Origin of the sequence: Aureimonas phyllosphaerae, assembly GCF_900113065.1 — a bacterium.
GTDB lineage: Bacteria > Pseudomonadota > Alphaproteobacteria > Rhizobiales > Rhizobiaceae > Aureimonas > Aureimonas phyllosphaerae.
In genome coordinates this window covers 116,882-135,462 of record NZ_FOOA01000008.1, presented here as the reverse complement: position 1 = coordinate 135,462, position 18,581 = coordinate 116,882, and the positions used below count along the sequence as shown (strand labels likewise).

Annotated in this window: 15 protein-coding genes; 5 read left to right on the top strand and 10 right to left on the bottom strand. The window is 70.0% G+C overall.

Features of this window, described 5'->3' with window-relative positions; all coding sequences use genetic code 11:
- Positions 1-4 precede the first annotated feature (4 nt).
- Positions 5-952, bottom strand: coding sequence for a choline ABC transporter substrate-binding protein (locus BM175_RS11920; protein WP_090963311.1), 948 nt, complete (start codon positions 950-952; stop codon positions 5-7).
- Positions 953-1,314: 362 nt separating this feature from the next.
- Here BM175_RS11920 and betB point away from each other — a divergent pair, with 362 nt between their 5' ends.
- Together betB and betA are read left to right on the top strand one after the other, a co-directional pair.
- Complete coding sequence (gene betB, locus BM175_RS11915; RefSeq protein ID WP_175526842.1) at positions 1,315-3,426, top strand: betaine-aldehyde dehydrogenase; 2,112 nt, start codon at positions 1,315-1,317, stop codon at positions 3,424-3,426.
- Between the two features lie 16 nt (positions 3,427-3,442).
- Complete coding sequence (gene betA, locus BM175_RS11910) at positions 3,443-5,113, top strand: choline dehydrogenase (RefSeq protein WP_090963307.1); 1,671 nt, start codon at positions 3,443-3,445, stop codon at positions 5,111-5,113.
- Positions 5,114-5,119: 6 nt separating this feature from the next.
- Here the strand turns inward: betA and BM175_RS11905 are convergent, their stop codons facing one another.
- Together BM175_RS11905 and ftrA are read right to left on the bottom strand one after the other, a co-directional pair.
- On the bottom strand, positions 5,120-5,560 hold the full coding sequence (locus tag BM175_RS11905) for a DUF1810 domain-containing protein (RefSeq protein WP_090963305.1): 441 nt from the start codon (positions 5,558-5,560) through the stop codon (positions 5,120-5,122).
- Between the two features lie 25 nt (positions 5,561-5,585).
- Complete coding sequence (gene ftrA, locus BM175_RS11900) at positions 5,586-6,629, bottom strand: transcriptional regulator FtrA (RefSeq protein ID WP_210185789.1); 1,044 nt, start codon at positions 6,627-6,629, stop codon at positions 5,586-5,588.
- A gap of 65 nt (positions 6,630-6,694) precedes the next feature.
- Here ftrA and BM175_RS11895 point away from each other — a divergent pair, with 65 nt between their 5' ends.
- Positions 6,695-7,090, top strand: a complete 396-nt coding sequence (locus BM175_RS11895; protein ID WP_090963416.1) for a rhodanese-like domain-containing protein — start codon at positions 6,695-6,697, stop codon at positions 7,088-7,090.
- Between the two features lie 6 nt (positions 7,091-7,096).
- Here the strand turns inward: BM175_RS11895 and BM175_RS11890 are convergent, their stop codons facing one another.
- The 5 genes from BM175_RS11890 to BM175_RS11870 all read right to left on the bottom strand — a co-directional run bounded on the left by BM175_RS11890 (position 7,097) and on the right by BM175_RS11870 (position 14,336).
- Positions 7,097-8,161, bottom strand: coding sequence for a dipeptidase (locus BM175_RS11890; protein ID WP_090963301.1), 1,065 nt, complete (start codon positions 8,159-8,161; stop codon positions 7,097-7,099).
- Positions 8,162-8,287: 126 nt separating this feature from the next.
- Complete coding sequence (locus tag BM175_RS11885; protein ID WP_090963299.1) at positions 8,288-9,055, bottom strand: SDR family oxidoreductase; 768 nt, start codon at positions 9,053-9,055, stop codon at positions 8,288-8,290.
- A gap of 108 nt (positions 9,056-9,163) precedes the next feature.
- Positions 9,164-10,684 carry an argininosuccinate lyase gene (locus BM175_RS11880; RefSeq protein ID WP_090963297.1) on the bottom strand — a complete coding sequence of 507 codons (1,521 nt, stop codon included), beginning with the start codon at positions 10,682-10,684 and terminating at the stop codon, positions 9,164-9,166.
- A gap of 97 nt (positions 10,685-10,781) precedes the next feature.
- On the bottom strand, positions 10,782-13,190 hold the full coding sequence (locus BM175_RS11875; RefSeq protein ID WP_090963414.1) for a penicillin acylase family protein: 2,409 nt from the start codon (positions 13,188-13,190) through the stop codon (positions 10,782-10,784).
- A 102-nt stretch (positions 13,191-13,292) separates the two neighbouring features.
- Complete coding sequence (locus BM175_RS11870; protein ID WP_090963295.1) at positions 13,293-14,336, bottom strand: tartrate dehydrogenase; 1,044 nt, start codon at positions 14,334-14,336, stop codon at positions 13,293-13,295.
- Between the two features lie 138 nt (positions 14,337-14,474).
- Between BM175_RS11870 and BM175_RS11865 the strand changes: the two genes are divergently transcribed.
- A complete protein-coding gene (locus tag BM175_RS11865) occupies positions 14,475-15,353 on the top strand; it encodes an aldose 1-epimerase family protein (protein WP_090963293.1) in 879 nt (292 codons plus the stop codon).
- 15 nt (positions 15,354-15,368) lie between these two features.
- Here the strand turns inward: BM175_RS11865 and BM175_RS11860 are convergent, their stop codons facing one another.
- A complete protein-coding gene (locus tag BM175_RS11860) occupies positions 15,369-16,694 on the bottom strand; it encodes a PQQ-dependent sugar dehydrogenase (protein ID WP_090963291.1) in 1,326 nt (441 codons plus the stop codon).
- Positions 16,691-17,128, bottom strand: a complete 438-nt coding sequence (locus BM175_RS11855) for a DUF2231 domain-containing protein (protein WP_090963289.1) — start codon at positions 17,126-17,128, stop codon at positions 16,691-16,693. Before BM175_RS11855 ends, BM175_RS11860 begins: the two co-directional genes overlap by 4 nt.
- A 509-nt stretch (positions 17,129-17,637) precedes the next feature.
- On the opposite strand from BM175_RS11855, the gene BM175_RS11850 reads away from it, so the two are divergent.
- The gene (locus BM175_RS11850; RefSeq protein WP_090963287.1) at positions 17,638-18,474 is read left to right on the top strand and encodes a lytic transglycosylase domain-containing protein; all 837 of its coding nucleotides are present in this window, start codon (positions 17,638-17,640) and stop codon (positions 18,472-18,474) included.
- Positions 18,475-18,581: the final 107 nt, after the last annotated feature.

Here is an 18,581-nt window from a genome sequence, read left to right as displayed (position 1 = left end):
CCCCTCAGCCGCCGAGCGCTTGACTGAGCGCCGACTCGGCCGGCTGGCCGTCGAAGGTGGTGACGCCGGTCAGCCACGGCTTCCAGGCGTCCGGATGGGCGGCGAGCCAGGCCTTGGCGGCCTTTTCCGGCGCCTCGCCCCCGTCGAGGATCGCGCCCATGATCTCGTTCTCCATCGGCAGCGAGAAGACGAGATTGGCGAAGAGCTTGCCGAGGTTCGGGCAGTCGGTCGACAAGCCCTTGCGCGTCAGCGTGTAGATCGTCGCCCCGCCGTAGTTCGGCCCGAACACGTCGTCGCCGCCCGCAAGATAGGACAGCTGGAAGTTGGCGTTCATCGGATGCGGCTCCCATCCGAGGAAGACGATCGGCTTCTTCGAGCGCGTCTCGCGCGCGACCTGGGCCAGCATGCCCTGCTCGGAGGACTCGACGAGCTCGAAGCCCTTGAGGCCGAACTGGTCCTTGTCGATCATGCCCTGGATCAGGCGGTTGCCGTCGTTGCCGGGCTCGATGCCGTAGAGCTTGCCGTCGAGCTGGTCGCGGAACTTGGCAATGTCGCCGAAGGATTTCAGCCCCGCATCGAAGAGGTAGGTCGGCACGGCGAGCGTGTATTTCGCGCCCTCGAGGTTGGCGCGGATGATCTCGATTGAGCCCTCCGCTCGGTAGGGCGCGAGGTCGGCCTCCATGGTCGGCATCCAGTTGCCGAGGAAGACGTCGATGTCGCGGTTCTTCAGCGAGGCGAAGGTGACGGGAAGGGCGAGGACGTCGGTGCGGGGCTGGTAGCCGAGCCCCTCGAGGACCGCGGAGGCGGCGGCGGTGGTCGCGGTGATGTCGGTCCAGCCGACATCGGCAAAGCGCACCGCGCGGCACGAGGCCGGGTCGGCGGCCTGGGCCGCTGTCGCCCCGAGGAGAAGAGCCGTCAGCCCGGTCAGAAGGAGGGAACGCGATGACGCCATTGAGGTCTTCTCCTGATGTGACGGGCCGATGCCCCGACGCCGGTGATAGCAGATGGACCGACCTGCGGACCATTGCATCAATCGAACGACCTCGTGAATTGAGAACGGGCTTTCCGCAGCTGTCAAGCGTCAGTTGAACAGTCGTTCAATTCTTTTTAGAGCGCTCATGACTTCTGTCGAAACGAGAGACAGACTGCCCTTTTCCTGATCTCTCATGCTCAACGATTGAAGACCACGAGGCGCAGGCCAGCATCCCCCATGCAGCGCGATACGGGGATCAAGGGATTGCATTCCACCGGTTTTCGTTCGATTGAATGAGTGATCAATCCTGCCGTCCGATGCTTGCGCCGGAGACCCCCCGCATGACCCGCCTTTCCATCGCCCTCCGCTCCGGCTCCGAGGACCAGCGGCGCCGGCAGCTGATCGAGGCGACGATCGAGGCGCTGGCCGATGTCGGCTTCGCCGCCGCCAGCCTGTCGGAGATCGCGGGCCGCGCCGGCGTCGCGCCCTCCCTCGTCTCGCATTACTTCGGCGACAAGGACGGGCTTCTCGAAGCGACGCTGCGTCACCTCGCCTCGCGCGTCTCGGACGGCACGCGCTGGCGGCTGAAGCGCGCCGAGACGCCGCGCGAGCGCATCCAGAGCGTGATCGACGCCAATCTCGCGCCCGAAGAGTTCGACGGGCGCACGGGGTCCGTATGGCTCGCCTTCTGGGGCCAGGTCCTCCATTCCGCACGGCTGAAGCGCGTGCAGCGCGTCTACCAGCAGCGCATGCTCTCGAACCTGCGCCACGATCTCAAGGTGCTGGTGGCGGCCGACGATGCCGCGCGCATCGCGGTGGCGATCGCCGCCGTGATCGACGGCCTGTGGCTGCGCTCCTCCCTGTCGGACGCCGGCGAGACGGACAGTGTGCTCGCCCGCACCATCGCCACGAGCTTCACCGACGCGCAGATCGCCGAGGCGCGGCCGCCGCACGCCGGAGGGCAGCCGAAGGCGCTGGCGCGCGCCGCCGACGCCCCGGTGCTGACGAGCCATGTCGCCGGCGCCTATCTCCCCTGGCGCGAGGGCACCGAGACCTTCGCGACCGTCAATCCCGCGACCGGCGAGACGATCGCCGAGATCGCGATGGCCGGCGAGGCCGAGGTGGAGGCGACGGTCAGGGCGGCCCGCGAGGCGCAGCGCACGTGGGGCGCGATGACCGGGGCCGAGCGCGGCCGCATCCTCAACCGCGTCGCCATGCGGCTTCGCGAGCGCAACGAGGAGCTGGCGCTTCTCGAAACCCGCGATACCGGCAAGCCGATCCAGGAGACGATCGCCGTCGACGTCCTGTCGGGCGCCGACTGCATCGAGTATTTCGCCGGGCTGGCCGCCGGCATCGCGGGCGAGCATGTCGATCTCGGGCCCGCCGCCTTCGGCTATGTCCGGTGCGAGCCGCTGGGGCTCGTCGCCGGCATCGGCGCCTGGAACTATCCGCTGCAGATCGCCTGCTGGAAAGCCGCCCCGGCGCTCGCCGCCGGCAACGCGTTCATCTTCAAGCCGGCCGAGCTGACGCCGCTGACCGCCCTGAAGCTCGCCGAGGTTATGACCGAGTGCGGCGTGCCGCCCGGTGTCTTCAACGTCCTGCAAGGCGACGGGCGCACCGGGCGCCTCCTGTCGCGCCATCCCGGCATCGCCAAGATCTCGCTGACCGGTGAGGTCGGCACCGGCAAGAAGGTGATGGCGGACGCCGCCACCACCCTGAAGCAGGTGACGCTGGAACTCGGCGGCAAGTCGCCGCTGATCGTCTTCCCCGACGCCGATCTCGACGACGCCGTGGGCGGGGCGATGCTCGCCAACTTCTATTCCGCCGGCGAGGTCTGCTCCAACGGCACGCGCGTCTTCGTGCACGAGGACGTGCGTGAGGCCTTTCTCGAGAAGCTTGCCTCGCGCACCCGCGCCATGGTGGTCGGCGATCCCGCCGATCCCGCGACGCAGGTCGGCGCGCTGATCTCGCAGACGCACATGAATAAGGTCCTCTCCTATATCGAGGAGGGCCGCCGCGGCGGCGCCCGGCTCCTGTGCGGCGGCAACCGGGTGACGGCCGGCGCGCTCGGCCGGGGCTACTTCGTCGAGCCGACGATCTTCGACGGGTGCCGCGACGACATGACGATCGTGCGGGAGGAGATCTTCGGCCCGGTGATGACCGTCCTCCCGTTCCGGAGCGAGGACGAGGTGGTGGCGCGCGCCAACGACACGCGCTTCGGGCTGGCCGCCGGCGTCTTCACGCGCGACCTCGCGCGCGCCCACCGCGTCGTCGCCCGGCTCGAGGCCGGCACGACCTGGATCAACACCTACAACATCACGCCGATCGAGCTGCCCTTCGGCGGTGCCAAGGAATCGGGCCTCGGGCGCGAGAACGGGCGCGCCGCGCTCCTCGCGCATACGCAGGCGAAGAGCGTCTACGTCAATCTCGGCCGCGTCGACGCGCCCTACTGATCCGGAGCGGCAGGCGATGGAGATCGAACACTTCGACTACGTGATCGTCGGTGCCGGCTCGGCCGGCTGCGTCCTCGCGAACCGGCTGACGGAGGACGGGCGCAGCACCGTCCTCGTCCTCGAGTTCGGCGGTTCCGACCGCTCGGTGCTGATCCAGATGCCGAGCGCGCTGTCGATCCCGATGAACATGCGGAAGTACAACTGGGGCTACGAATCCGAGCCGGAACCCCATCTCAACGGCCGCCGGATGAACTGCCCGCGCGGCAAGGTGCTCGGCGGCTCGTCCTCGATCAACGGCATGGTCTACGTGCGCGGCGCGCCGGCCGATTTCGACCGCTGGGAAAACCAGGGCGCGACCGGCTGGAGCTACCCGGACGTCCTTCCCTATTTCCGCCGTGCCGAGAACCGGCGCGCGGGCGGCGACCCCTACCGCGGCGGCGAGGGCGCGCTTCACACGACCTACGGCACGCTCGCCAACCCGCTCTACGACGCGTTCGTGCGGGCGGCGGGCGAGGCCGGCCATGCGATGAACGAGGACATCAACGGCGCGACGCAGGAAGGCTTCGGCCGGATGGACATGACCGTCCACAACGGCCGCCGCTGGTCCACCGCCAACGCCTACCTGAAGCCCGCGCTCGGGCGGCCGAACCTCAAGGTCGTCACCCACGCGCTCGTCGAGCGCGTCCTCTTCGACGGGCGCACGGCGTCCGGCGTCGCCTTCCGCGTCGGCGGCACCGCGCGCCAGGCGCTGGCACGCCGCGAGGTCATCCTTGCCGCCGGGTCGATCAACAGTCCAAAGCTCCTGAAGCTCTCCGGCGTCGGGCCCGGCCACGAGCTGAAGAGTTACGGCATCGCGGTCGTCGCCGACCGGCGCGGCGTCGGCGAGAACCTGCAGGACCACCTCGAATTCTACTTCCAGGTCGCCTGCCGCGAGCCGATCACGCTGTTCTCAGCCATGTCGCCCTTCGCCAGGGGTTCGATCGGGGCGCGCTGGCTCTTCACCAAGCGGGGCCTTGGGGCGACCAACCATTTCGAGAGCTGCGGCTTCATCCGCTCGCGCCCCGATGTCGAGCATGCCGACATCCAGTACCACTTCCTGCCGCTCGCCGTGACCTATGACGGCCGGGGCCTCGCCTCCGAGCACGGGTTCCAGGCCCATGTCGGGCCGATGCGCTCGAAGTCGCGGGGGCACGTGCGCCTGGCCTCCGCCGATCCGGCGGCGGCGCCCCGCATCCTCTTCAACTACATGAGCCATCCCGACGACTGGGCGGAGATGCGCGCCTGCGTTCGCCTGACGCGCGAGATCTTCGCGCAACCCTCGTTCGACCGCTATCGCGGGCGCGAGATCCAGCCGGGCGAGGCCGTCCAGAGCGACGAGGAGATCGACCGCTTCGTCACCGAGCATGTCGAGAGCGCCTACCACCCGTCCTGCACCTGCCGGATGGGCGCGAGCGACGATCCGCTGGCGGTGGTGGACCCCGAGACGCGGGTGATCGGCATCGATCGGCTGCGCGTCGTCGATTCCTCGATCATGCCCTCGATCACCACCGGCAACCTCAACGCGCCGACGATCATGATCGCGGAGAAAGCCTCCGACATCATCCGCGGGCGCGAGGCGCTGCCGCGCGCCGACGTGCCCTACGAGCGCGTCGCCTACCTGCCGATGCCGGCGCAGGCCGCGCTCTGACAGGCCTCAGCCGGGACCGGCCCGGCCGTCGAGGATGGCGATCGTCGCCAGGTCCTCACGGCCTGCGAAGAACCCGGCCATGGCCTCGGTGAAGACCGCCTCGCCGCCCGACGCACGGGCGAACAGCGTCATGCTGGAATGGAACTTCATGTCGTCGGGCGGACCGAAGACGTCCAGGGCCGAGCGGCCGTGGTGCCGGTTCACCAAGTCCGTCAAACGCCGGAGGCGGGCCCCGAGAACCGGATGGGCGAGGAACGCCTCCGCCTCGGCGAGCGATCGAATGGCGAAGTGCCGGGCGGTCGGGCTGCGGCCGAGGCCGTCGATCTGCGGAAACACGAACCACATCCAGTGGCTGCGCTTCCGCCCGTCGCGCAACTCGCTCTCGACCGTTTCGATCACGGGCGCCTGCGCATCCAGAAACCGCTGGAGGTTGTGAGGGTCGTCCATCTCGAGTCTCCCGGCGTCGTCCGGTTCAACGCGAAAGGCGCGACCGTGGCTCCCGCCCCGCCTTCTCAATGCGTGACGCCGGCAAAGCACCGGTGCCGAACTGCGCCTGATAGGCCTTCGGGCTGATGCCGACGCGCCGCGCGAAATGGTGGCGCATCGTGTCCGCGGTGCCGAAGCCGGTGGCGGCCGCGATCTCGTCCAGCCCATGCTGCCGCGCGACGAGGAGATGCTTGGCCGCGTCCACCCGCTCACCGGCCAGCCATTCGCCGGGCGGCATGCCCACGGCCTCCTGGAAGCGCCGTGCGAAGGTGCGAAGGCTCATGCGGCAGGCATCGGCCATGCGCTCGACCGTCCAGGGATGGGCGAGGTCGGCGCGCACCGCGTCGAGAAGCGGCGCGACGGCGCCCGAGCGCTGCACGGGGACCGGCCGCTCGAGGAACTGCGCCTGACCGCCGCCGCGATGAGCCGGCATCACCAGCCGACGCGCCACCGAGTTGGCGGCGGCATCGCCGAAGTCCTCGCGCACGATCGCGATCAGGAGGTCGATGCCCGCCGCGCTGCCCGCCGAGGTGTGGATGCGCCCATGCGAACGGTAGAGTGAGGCGTCGTCCACCGCGATGCTGGGATGAAGCGCACGCAGGGCCTCCGCGTAGCGCCAGTGGGTGGTCGCCGTCCCACCGTCGAGAAGGCCCGTGGCGGCGAGCACGAAGGCGCCCGAACAGATCGAGACGAGCCGCGCGCCCCGCTCGTGCGCCGCCCGCAGCCGCTCGGCGAGCGTATCCGGCACCGCGACGCCCGCCCCTTTCCAGCCCGGCACGACGACGATGTCGGCCGCGTCCACGAGCTCGATCCCGTGGTCCGGCTGGAGCGCGAAGCCGCCATGGGCGCGCAGCGGCCCCGCCTCCACCGCCGCGCTCGCGAAGCGATACCACCCCTCCCCCATCTCGGGACGCGGCAGGCCGAAGACTTCGGCGACGATGCCGAACTCGAAGGTGCAGAGACCATCGTAGAGGAGTGCGACGATGAGGGGGCCAGCGGTGTTTGGCATGATCTGCCCGTACTCTGTCATCCCTGCCAATGGCAAGCGCCGGCGGCTTGCGGCGATATGGCGGCATTCCGCTGAAGGAGGTTTCCATGCCGTCCAACGTCACCGCCGTTCCCGCCGCCCCGAGCACGCTGGCGCGCGAGCACTTCGCCGCCGCCTTCCGCTTCGAGACCGACTGCTGGGACGTCCACGACGCCCTGTCGCACGGGCCCGACTTCGTGCTGCTCGACGTGCGGGGTCCCGCCCAGTTCGAGGCCGGGCACGTGCCGGGCGCGATCCATCTGCCGCATGGCAAGATCGTCCGCTCGCGGCTGGAGGCCTATCCGCCGGACACGCTCTTCGTCACCTACTGCGCCGGTCCCCATTGCAACGGGGCGGTGCGCGGGGCGTTGCGGCTCGCCGAACTCGGCCGCCCGGTGAAGATCATGGCGGGCGGCATCACCGGCTGGATCGACGAGGGCTTTGCCCTCGCGACCGGGGCGTAGGGGCGCTCAGGCGCCCCAGGTCCGCCGCAGCACCGACAGCCAGTTGCGCCAGGCGATGCGCTCGACGAGTTCGCGCCCGTAGCCAGCCGCCATCATCGCGTCCAGGAGGCGCGGGAGGCCGGCGGCCGATCCGACCGCGCTCGGGATCGTCGCCCCGTCGAAGTCGGAACCGAGCGCCACGCCCTCCTCGCCGAGATGCCGGAGGAGATGGTCGAGGTGGCGCAGCATCGGGTCGAGGCCGATCGTCTCGTCCATGCCGCCGTCGCCGAGAAACGCGGTCGCAAAGTTCAGGCCGACCAGTCCGCCCGTCTCGCGGATCGCGCCGAGCTGCCGGTCGGTGAGGTTGCGGCTGTGCGGCGTCACCGCGTGGGCGTTGCAGTGGGTGGCGACCAGCGGCGCTTCCGAGAGGGCGGCCACGTCGTCGAAACCCTTCTCGTTGAGATGCGAGCAATCGACGAGGATGCGCAGCGCGTTGCAGCGCTTGACCAGTCGCCGGCCGGCCTCCGACAGGCCCGGGCCGGTATCCGGGGACGATGGAAAGCGCATCGGCACGCCGTCGCCGAAGACGTTCGGCCGGCTCCACAAGGGGCCGACCGAGCGCAGGCCGGCGGCATGGAGCACGTCGAGCATGTCGAGGTCGGCATCGATTGCCTCCGCGCCCTCGATGTGGAGGACGGCGGCGAAGCTGCCGCGCCCGATCGCCGCCTCGATCTCGCCGGCCGTTCGGCAGACGGCGAAGCGCCCGCCGGACGTGCGCTCGAGGCGCAGGAGGATCGCGATCATCCGCAGCGTCGTCTCGCGCGCGTCGGCAAGGCTCGGCGTTTCGGGAAAGGGCAGCGCGTAAGGGGGCACGCGCATCGCATCCGACAGCGAGGCGTCCATGTGCGAGGGCGGGAACACGGCGAAGAGGCCGCCGACGAGCCCACCTTCGGCCGCCAGCGCCAGGTCGATATGGCCGCCGGCCCCCCCGTCGAAGAAGCGCCGCTCGGCCTCGCCGGTCGCGTCCTCCATCAGGCGGAGCAGCGTGTCGTTGTGGCCGTCGAAGACGGGAATGCGGGAGGTGTCTAGCAAGGCGGCAGTCCTCGAAGAGCGGGTGCGGCCCGAGGGAAAATCGCTCCCGCCCCGGCCGCCGTCGCCCCCTCGTATCACCGCTTGGGTCCATGTGCACCCGGCACCGGGCGTCGGCCGAGCAGCGCCTCAGAGCGTCGCCAGCACGCCCCCGTCGACATAGACGATCTGCCCGTTGACGAAGGTGGAGGCGTCGGAGGCGAGGAAGATGCAGGCGCCCTGCAGTTCCTCGACCTTGCCCCAGCGCCCGGTCGGCGTGCGCACCTGCAGCCACTCGGTGAACTTCGGATCGTCCACCAGCGCCTGGTTCAGCGGCGTCTCGAAATAGCCGGGACCGATCGCGTTGACCTGCAGCCCGTGACGGGCCCAGTCGGTGCACATGCCCTTGGTGAGGTTCAGCACCGCGCCCTTGGTCGCGGTGTAGGGGGCGATCGAATAGCGCGCCGCCTGCGCCTGGAGGCTCGCGATGTTGACGATCTTGCCGCGTCCGCGCCCGATCATGTGGCGGGCAACGGCCTGGCCGACGAAGAACACCGAATCGACGTTGGCCCGCATGATCAGGTCCCACGTTTCGGCCGGATAGTCCTCGAGCGGCGCGCGGCGCTGGATGCCGGCATTGTTGACGAGGATATCGATCGCGCCGATCTCGGCCTCGATGCGATCGACGCCAGCCTTCACGGCCGCAAAGTCGGTCACGTCGAAGACGGCCGTCTCCACCGCGATCCCCTCCCCGCGCAGCCGCTCGGCCGCGGCATCGAGCTTGCCCCCGTCGCGCCCGTTCAGCACCACGCGCGCGCCGGCCCGCCCGAGCCCTTCGGCAAGCGACAGGCCGATACCCTGGCCGGAGCCCGTGACGAGGGCCGTGCGGCCCGTGAGATCGAAAAGCTTCAACGACATGCCAGTCTCCCGAATGCGACGGCCGGCATGATACCGGTTTCGCCGCCCTCGCGAAGGAGGGACACAGGGGCCGGGCGGTGCGCACCGCCGCCCGGCCGTGTCGCCGGGTCACTTCGGCGACAGGGACGCGAAATCCTTGTCGAGCCGCGCCAGCGCCGCGTCGATATGGGCGCGGCGGTCGCCGATCCAGGTGGCCTGCGCGTCGAGGTTCTGCCGGGCGGCGACGATCATCCGCTCGAGTTCGACCGGCTGCGGGCCGCCGCGGGTCGTGCGGTTGCGCACGATCGCCGCCGGGTCGAGCGCGGCGCGAAATTCGGCCTCCGTCATCGGCAGCACCTGCGGGAACGCCGTGCCCTTCACCGTCTCGGCATAGATGCGCTGCGCATCCGCGAACGGGAAGTCGAGCGGCTTGATGCCGTTCGCCCGCGCATAGGTCACGATCTCCGAGGCGACGTGATGGCCCTCGCGGAACGGCAGCCCATGGTCGCGCATCAGGATGTCGGCGATCTCCTGCGAGGCGGTCCAGTCGCTGTTCAGCTCCTCCAGCGCCCGCTCCGGGCTGATCATGAGGCCCTTCAGCACCTTGTCGAGGCCGGCCAGCGTCTCGACGCCAGCGGCCACCACGGCGGAGTTCGCCTCGACGTCCTTCGGGTCGTTCATGCCGGGCGTGATGTTGTGGGCCTGGAGGATCGGCCCGAGCGCCAGCGCGATCGCGGCGGAGGCGTCGCTGCGGGTCGAGTTCAGGAGGCCGGGGTTGCGCTTCTGCGGCATGGCGGACGACACGTAGGTGTTGCCGCCGCCCTCCTCGAGCAGGATCCAGGGCCGCGTCTGCGCATATTGCGTCATCACGTCCTCGATGAAGTGCCCGGTGTGGAGGGCGATCGAGGTGACGATCGACCCGACTTCCACCGGATGTTCCATCGAGGAGATCTGCGAGGCGTCGTAGGCGTTGTCGACGATGCCGGCAAAGCCGAGATAGCCGGCCATCCGGTCGCGGTCGAGCGGCCAGCCGGTGCCGTTCAAGACCGTGGTGCCCATCGCCGACCGGTCGACGCGGGCATAGGCCTCGCGGATGCGCTCGGCATCGCGCCCGAAGCCGGCGGCGTGTCCCAGGAGATAGTGCGCATAGCTGTTCGGCTGGGCCGCCACGCCGTTGGTATAGTTCGGCACGATCGTCTCGCGATGCCGGTCGGCGAGGTCGACCAGCGTGCGCGTCGTCGCCTCGAGCTGCTTGGCCAGCGACAGGAGATCGTCGCGCAGGATCGCGGCCCGGTAGGTCGCATGCATGTCCTGGCTGGAGCGGCCGGCATGCAGCAGCGTCACCTCGACGCCGCCCGCCTTGATGAGGAGAGGCTCGAAACTGATCACGGTGGAGGGGCGCTTGGCGCCGGGCTGCGAACCATCGGCCAGCACCTTGGTGATCGCGGCGGCGATCGCCGGCACCTTGTCCTTGGGAAGCAGTCCGGCCTCGCTGTTGATGACGGCGGTCGCCTTGTTCATCTCGCCGAGCCAAAAGAACTCGTCGCGCCCGGCATCATCGGCTTGCGCGAAACCGGGCACGAGGGCGACGAGGCCGAGGGCAATCCCAAAACGCGCGAGCCCCGTGGCCCGAAGGGGAATGGCGGTCATGGCAGCTTTCCTTTGTGTGTGCGGGACGCCGGAGCGCCCCGGCCTTCGCCGTCATGGGAAGGGGCAAGGCGGGCGGCCGAAGCCGCCCCCTCGCGCCTTAGGGTGTGAGCTTCAGCACCTCGGCTGCGCTGGTCTCGACCGCCCCGCGCGAATACAGGAGCGGCACATAGGCGCCGGCCGCCCAGAGCGGCGCAAGGTCGCGGTAGTGCGGGCTCATCGGGTCGCCCGACTGACCCGGCGTGTTGATGGTCCGGCTGGCGTCCCAGTTGCCGACGTCGAGCACCATGCGGAACGAGGCGCCCGCGCGCACGCCGAAGTCCGGCCCGTAGCTCGTGGCGCGCGGGGTCGAGGCGGAGCCGCCGATCGCCAGCGGCCCGACGCTCATCTGCGCCTTGTCGCTGGCCGACAGAAGCGGCGCGACGTCGGGGACGAACAGCGCCCGATGGATCGCACCCCAGCGCCAGTCGGAGGGATCGTCGCCCATCAGGTCCTTCGCCTTGGCGACCGCCGTGGTGAGCGCGGCGGACAGGATGCGCTCGCGCGCCCCACGCGGGTCGGTGCCGAGCCGGTCGTCCGGCGCTTCCAGAAGATCGAGCACCGCGCCGATGTCGCCGTCGTCCACGATGGCGCGTGCGGGCTCGGGCACCGCGAGCTTGACGGTCTCGCGCCCGAGCGGCCCGGCCACCATGATCTCGGCGACCGCGGCCGCCGCGCTGTCCGCCCGCACCTGCCCGTCCCAGTTGCGCAGGCCGTCGAAGGCTTGCCGCTCCAAGGCATCGGCCGGCGCGGGCTGTCCGGCGAAGAGCTTGGCGATGCGCCGCCCGACCATGCTGCCGTCGTCGTTCTGGAGCCGCATGGCATCGTTCAGCGACACGTGGTCGTCGGCCGACAGGACCTCGGCGATACGCTGGTAGCGCGAGGGATTGGCCCATTCGAAGCCGATCGGCTTCTCGGCGGCGGGATGGTCCGCCGGCAGGTTCATCTGGTTGGCGGTCGCGAACCAGCCGTCGGCGGGATTATATACGGAGGGCAGGTCAGAGCGCGTGAAGAAACCCCATTCGTAGCGCCCGTCGCCCGGCACCGGCAGGAGCCCGTCCCAGTTGGTGCGCCGGGGCGTCATGCCGGCCGCGATCCAGCCGATATTGCCGCCGGTATCGGCATAGACCTGATTTTCGGACGGGGTCGCGAACCGGTCCATCGCCGCCTTGAACTCGTCCCAGTTGCGGGCGGTCATGTAGTCCGAGGAGCCGAAATAGGCGGAGGTGCCAGGCTCCAGCCAGACCGTGCGCAGCGCGAAGGCGCGGTTCTTGGCCGGATCGCTGCGGAGCACCGCGCCGTGCCGGGTGTAGCGCAGCTCGACCTCCTGCGGTGCGCCGCCCTTCACGGCGACCGTCTCGCGCTCCACCCGCATGTCCTCCCATCCGTCACCGTAGCGGTACTGGTTCGGATTGCCGGGATTCGTCTCGTAGACGTAGAGGTCCTCCTGGTCGATCGCGAAGATCGTGAGGCCGAAGGCGATGGTGCCGTTGTGGCCGATCGAGATGCCCGGCAGCGACGGCTCGCCCGCGCCGATCACCGACAGGCCCGGCGCGTTGAGATGGACGATGTAGCGCAGCGAGGGAACGCCGTGCGCCCGGTGCGGATCGTTGGCAAGGATCGGGCGCCCGGTCTCGGTGCGCTCCGGCGCGACGACCCAGTTGTTGGAGCCGATCGTGTCGCGCTTCCCGCGCGAGGCCGCCAGGAACGAGCGCGCGTCGAGCGCGGCGTCGCGCTGCGTCTCGGGCGAGAAGCTCACGCCCTTGGTCGCGAGCTCGTAGTCCTTGAGAACGTCCTCCGGCACGAGGCAGGGGTCCAGCCCGTCCGGCACCTTCGTCGTCCAGGCCGGCTCGAGCTTGGCGCGCAGGGCATCGGCCCGCAGCCCGGCAAGGCAGGCGACGCGCGCCCGCTCGACCTCCGAGGTCGCGTTGCGCGTCAGCCCGTGGCTGCGGATGCGCACGACGTCTTCGGGCGACCAGCGTTCCGGTCGGCTGTTGCTCGCCTTGAACTGGATCGGCAGCTCGAGCGTGCCGTCCGCGACCTGGTCGACATAGGCGTTGATGCCTTCGACGAAGGCCTGTGTGTAACCCTTGGCCTTGGGGCCGTAGGCGGACCACTCCTTGTCCATGTCGCCCCGGAACAGGAACAGGCGGGCCGCACGGTCCTGCTCGACATAGGCAGGGCCAAAGCTCTCCGACAGCCGGCCGAGACCGCGCTTGCGCCAGAGGTCGATCTGCCAGAGGCGGTCGCGTGCCGCGTTGTAGCCCTGCAGGAAGAAGGCGTCGCGCTCGTTGGCGGCGTAGATGTGGGGGATGCCCCAGAAGTCGACGACGATCTCGGCCGGGCGCTCGAGACCCGGTACGCGACGCGTCTCGGTCTCGACCGAACCGGCCATTTCGGCGTGGGCGAGCGGCGCGAACGCGCTCACGGTTCCCAGCAGCAGCGCCGCTGTGATGATGCGCTTGGTCATGATCGGCACCTCCCAATGCCGATCCCAGGTTTAGCCGCCCATCGCGATGATAAGCAAATCATAGGAATTTGACGGGCAGCCGACCGCCGCCCGAAAAGGCCCTCAGCCGAGCGCTTGGAGCACCGCATTAGCGATCGTGTCGGTTCGGTCCTGTCCGGGCCGCGTGCCGATGCCTTTCGCTGTCGCCGCCTCAACCGCGCGCATCACCGCGGCGCCCGCCTCGCGCTCGCCAAGATGCTCCAGCATCATCGCCCCCGACCAGATCGTCGCGATCGGGTTGGCGATGCCGAGATGCGCGATATCGGGCGCCGAGCCGTGGACCGGCTCGAACATCGAGGGCGCCGTGCGGTCGGGGTTGATGTTGGCCGAGGCCGCAAAGCCGAGCCCGCCCTGGATGGCGGCGCCGAGGTCGGTCAGGATGTCGCCGAAGAGGTTGGAGGCGACCACGACGTCTAACGTATCCGGCGCCATCACCATGCGCGCCGCCATCGCGTCGATGTGGTAGGGCGTCACCTCGACGTCGGGGTATTCGGCCGCGATCACCGTCGTCATCTCGTCCCAGAACACCATCGTGTGCTTCTGGGCGTTCGACTTCGTCACCGAGGCGAGCTTGCCGCGCCGCGCGCGGGCCTGCTCGAAGCCGAAGCGCAGGATGCGCTCGACGCCAACCCGCGTGAACACGGCCGTCTCGACCGCCACCTCGTCGGGCGTGCCGACATGCACCCGGCCGCCGGCGCCGGAATACTCGCCTTCCGTGTTCTCGCGGATGCAGAGGATGTCGAACCCTTCCTTGCGCAACGGTCCCTCGACACCCGGCAGGAGCTGGTGCGGGCGGATGTTGGCGTATTGCCGGAAGGCCTTGCGAATCGGCAGGAGCAGCCCGTGCAGCGAGACGGCGTCGGGCACGGCCGCGGGCCAGCCGACGGCGCCCAAGAGGATCGCGTCGAAGCCACGCAGCGTCTCGATGCCGTCCGCCGGCATCATCGCGCCGGTCTCTCGGTAGAAGTCGCAGGACCAGGGAAAGCGCGTCGCCGAAAGCTGGAAGCCGTGGCGAGAGGCGGCGCGCTCCAGCACCGTCCAGGCCGCATCCACCACGGGCACGCCGATCCCGTCGCCGGGAATGAGAGCGATGCGATATGTCGTCATGGGCGTCCTCGTGCGAACGGTCGGCGGGGGTTCCTTCCTAGCCGCAGATCGCCGGGGTTGCGAGGCGGGAAAACCGCCCCTGTCACGGCAGCGCCCGATATCGTAAGCCGGGGCGCATCACGAGGAGAGCCGTCCGCCATGAGCGACCCGATCACCATTCGCACCGACACGCTGACGGTCGTCGTCGATCCGCTGGGTGCGGAACTCTCGAGCATCCGCAGACGCGACGGGGTGGAACTTCTCTGGCAGGGCGGCACTGCCTGGACGCGCCGGGCACCGGTCCTGTTTCCGATCGTCGGACGCCTCACCGGCGACACGCTGCGCCACGAAGGCCGAGCCTACACGATGACGCAGCACGGCTTCGCGCGCGACCGCGCGTTCCGCGTGGTGGAGGCGAGCCCCGCGCGCGTCGTGATGCGCCTTTCCGACGACGCGGCGAGCCGCGCGATCTTCCCGTTTCCCTTCGCGCTCGAACTCGTCCACGAGGTCGAGGGCTCGACGCTCACCGTCATCGCTCGTGTCGAGAACCCCGGCCCCGGCACCCTGCCCTTCGGGCTCGGCGCGCATCCGGGCTTCCGCTGGCCGCTGGTGGACGATGTCGCGAAGGAGGACCATGTCGTCGAGTTCGACGCCAACGAGCTCCCCGAGGCGCTGTCGGTGGTCGGCGGGCTTCTCGGCCCCCCGCGCCCGATCCCGCTCGATGGGCGGACCCTGCCTCTGTCCGAAGCGTTGTTTGCCGACGATGCGCTGGTGCTGCCGGATGTCAGGAGCCGCTCGGTGCGCTTCGTCGCGCGCCGACCGGACGGGAGCGAAGCGCGGGCGCTCGCCTTTTCGTGGGAGGGCTACCCCGACCTCGGCATCTGGTCGAAGCCGACCGGCGCACCGTTCCTGTGCATCGAGCCGTGGCTGTCGATGGCGAGCCCCGTCGGCTGGGACGGGGAGTTCGCTGAAAAGCCGGGCGTCGTGAGCCTTGCGCCCGGCGAAAGCCGGACCATGACGTGGCGCGTCACGGTCTGACGAGGTTTTGGCAGCTTACCGCGCCGGCGTGAGCGACGCCTGCGCGGGTTCGGACTGCGAGACGCGCCAGATCGTGTTGGACAGGTCGTCCGCGATCAGGAGCACGCGCTTTCCCGGATCAAAGGCGACGCCGACGGGCCGTCCGCGCGCCTGTCCGTCCGCGGTCAGGAAGCCGGTGGCGAAGTCCACCGGCTCGCCCGCCGGGCGCCCGCCCTCGAAGGGCACGAAGGCGACCTTGTAGCCAGACAGGTCCTCGCGGTTCCAGCTGCCGTGCTCGCCGATGAAGGCGCCTTGCGCGAACGGGCCGCCGAAGCCGCCGTCGCGGGCGAAGGAGAGCCCGAGCGCGGCGACATGCGAGCCGAGCGCGTAGTCCGGGGCGATCGCCGTCTCCACGAGGTCGGGCCGCTGCGGCTCGACACGCGGATCGAGGTTCTTGCCCCAGTAGCTGTAGGGCCAGCCGTAGAAGGCGCCGTCCTTCACCGAGGTGAGGTAGTCCGGCACGAGCTGGGGCCCGAGCTCGTCGCGCTCGTTGACCACCGCCCAGAGCGCGTTGCTCGTCGGCTCGATGGCGAGCGCGGTCGGGTTGCGGATGCCGCGTGCGATGGTGCGCGCGGCCCCGGTCTCGCGGTCGATCTCCCAGACCACCGCGCGCTCCTCCTCGACCGTCATCCCCCGCTCGCCGACATTGCTGTTCGAGCCGATGCCGACATAGAGCTTCGAACCATCGGCGCTCGCCGCGAGCGATTTCGTCCAGTGATGGTTGATGGCGGAGGGGAGCTTCGTCACCTGCTCGCCCGGCGCGGTGATCTCGGTCTGCCCCTCCTGGTAGGGGAAGCGCGTCAGCGCGCCCTGCTCGGCGACGTAGAGGAACCCGTCGACCAGGGCGAGCCCGTAGGGCGCGTCGAGATTGTCAATGAGGACGGTGCGGACCTCGGGCTGGCCGTTGTTGTCGGCGTCGCGCAGGAGGGTGATGCGGTTGCCGCCGCTGCCGCTCGAATTGCCGCGCTTCTTGATGACGCCGGCGATGACGTCCTTCGGGCGCAGCGCCGGCGCATGGCCGCCGCGCCCTTCGGCCACCAGCACGTCGCCGTTCGGCAGCACCAGCATCTGGCGGGGGATCGACAGGTCGCTTGCGAAGGCCGCGATCGTGAAGCCCTGCGGCACCGTCGGCACCTCGCCGTTCCACCCGGTGGGCGTCGCGATGTTCATCGGCGGCACCAGCGTCTGGCGCACCGCCGGCAGGTCGGGCTGCGCGCCGGTCTGGTTCAGCGCGGGGTCGCTGCCCTCACACCCAGAAAGGGCGAGCGTGGCGAGAAGGGCGGTCCAGAGAGCCTTGGTCATCGCACGATCTCCACCGCCTGCGTCCGGGAAAAGAACATCCAGCCTGCGACGAGCGCCAGAAGGGTCGACACGGCGGACAGCGCGAGACCGGTGGTCCCGACCGAGCTCCATCCGTCCTGCGCGTGATGGAAGGCGTTGACGAGGCCGACCGCGAACAGGGCGGCCAGCACCAGGAGGTAGACGAGGCGCCGGACGCCGCCCGGCCGGCGGATATGCCGCAGCCAGCCGGCGAGCGCGAAGAGGACCGTCAGTCCCGTGAAGACCAGCGCCCCGGCGATCGCCCAGCTGGCGAAGTTCGTCCACTGGATCTCGGCGCTGCCGAGATAGGCGGCGTCCGCGGCCAGCGCCGTCGAGAACAGGGCGACGGGAAAGCTCAGGAAAATCCCGTGCAGCCCGCTCGCGGCGGAGCTGGGCGGATGGGTGAGGGTCGACATGGGGCCTGGTACTCCTTCAACGCGCGCCCGGCACCAACCGGCCCTTCGCGAGGAGGAGCCAGGCAGCGGCATCTCCGGATCGTGTCGGCCGCGTGGATGGAAAGGTATCGCTCGAAGCCGGTTTGCACAGGTCGAAGGATCGATACCCGGGTGCCGATCGCGGTCGAAGCTGCTCGCATCAACGTATGGGATTTCCTGTTCGTCGCTGCCGCATCCCGGTCCGTGCGGTACGCATCACCCTGCGCCGCCTTCTTTTCGCACAAGCCCATCGCGAACTCGAAACGCGCCCGATCGCAACGGCTCCCTCTTCTTCCCTCATTCTCGTCGCGCGTACCATCCTCGTCCCGGCAGAGCGTCGGACGAGCCATCGCCCCCGCAGATTCGCCGCAACATGTCGTGGGAGACCTGCCTTCGACGGCAACTGGCCGGCTTGAGGGATGGGTGTGTCGGTTAAGGTCGAGCGGCTATAGTCCCGGCCGCCGGAGGCGTCCGGCCGGAGGGATCATCGCTTGCGCCCATCGACCATCCTCGTCGCCGCGACGCTTATGGCGGCAAGCCTGACGGCCGGCACGGCGCGCGCCGAGGAGTCCTCGCGCGCCGTGATCTGCGCGGTGATCGACCGCGCCGCCGCGACCCACTCGCTGCCCGCCTCGTTCCTGACCCGGCTGATCTGGCGCGAGAGCAGCTTCCGGCCGAAGGCGGTCAGCCGTGTCGGCGCCAGGGGCATCGCCCAGTTCATGCCGGCCACCGCCAGCGAGCGGGGCCTCACCGATCCGTTCGACCCGGAGGCCGCGATCCCCGCCTCCGCCTCCTATCTGTCGGAACTGCGCGGCAGCTTCGGCAGCCTCGATCTCGCGGCGGCCGCCTACAACGCCGGCCCGGGCCGGATCGCGCGCTGGCGGAGCGGTGAAGCGAGCCTGCCCGACGAGACCCGCGCCCATGTGCGCTTCGTCACGGGTGCCAACCTGACGGCCGACGCGCGGGACGGGGACGCCGGGCGGCACGCCGACACCGGCGCCAACTGCCTGACAACGCTCGCCGCGATCCAGGCGTCGAACCCGCGCGAGACGCGCAGCGCGCTAGCGGAAGCGATCGCGCCCTGGGGCGTCCAGCTCGTCGCCGGGCCGAACAAGGCGCGCGCGCTCGACGACTACCGCGCGCTGCAGGGCCGGGTCGGCGCGCTCCTCACTGGACACCAGCCGACCGTGATCACGACGCGGCTCGGCGGGCGCGGGGCAAGGTCCTACTACCGCATCCGCGTCGCCTTCGACGACCGCGCCTCCGCCGACCGCCTCTGCCGGCGCATGCGCTCGGGCGGCGCGGCGTGCCTGACGGTGCGCAACTGAGGCGGCGGGCGGCGACAGATCGCCATCCACGGCCACAACCTCCGGTCCTCTGATAGACAGGTTGTTAACCACACATCAATGTTACCCCGGCAGGATGCACCCCGACG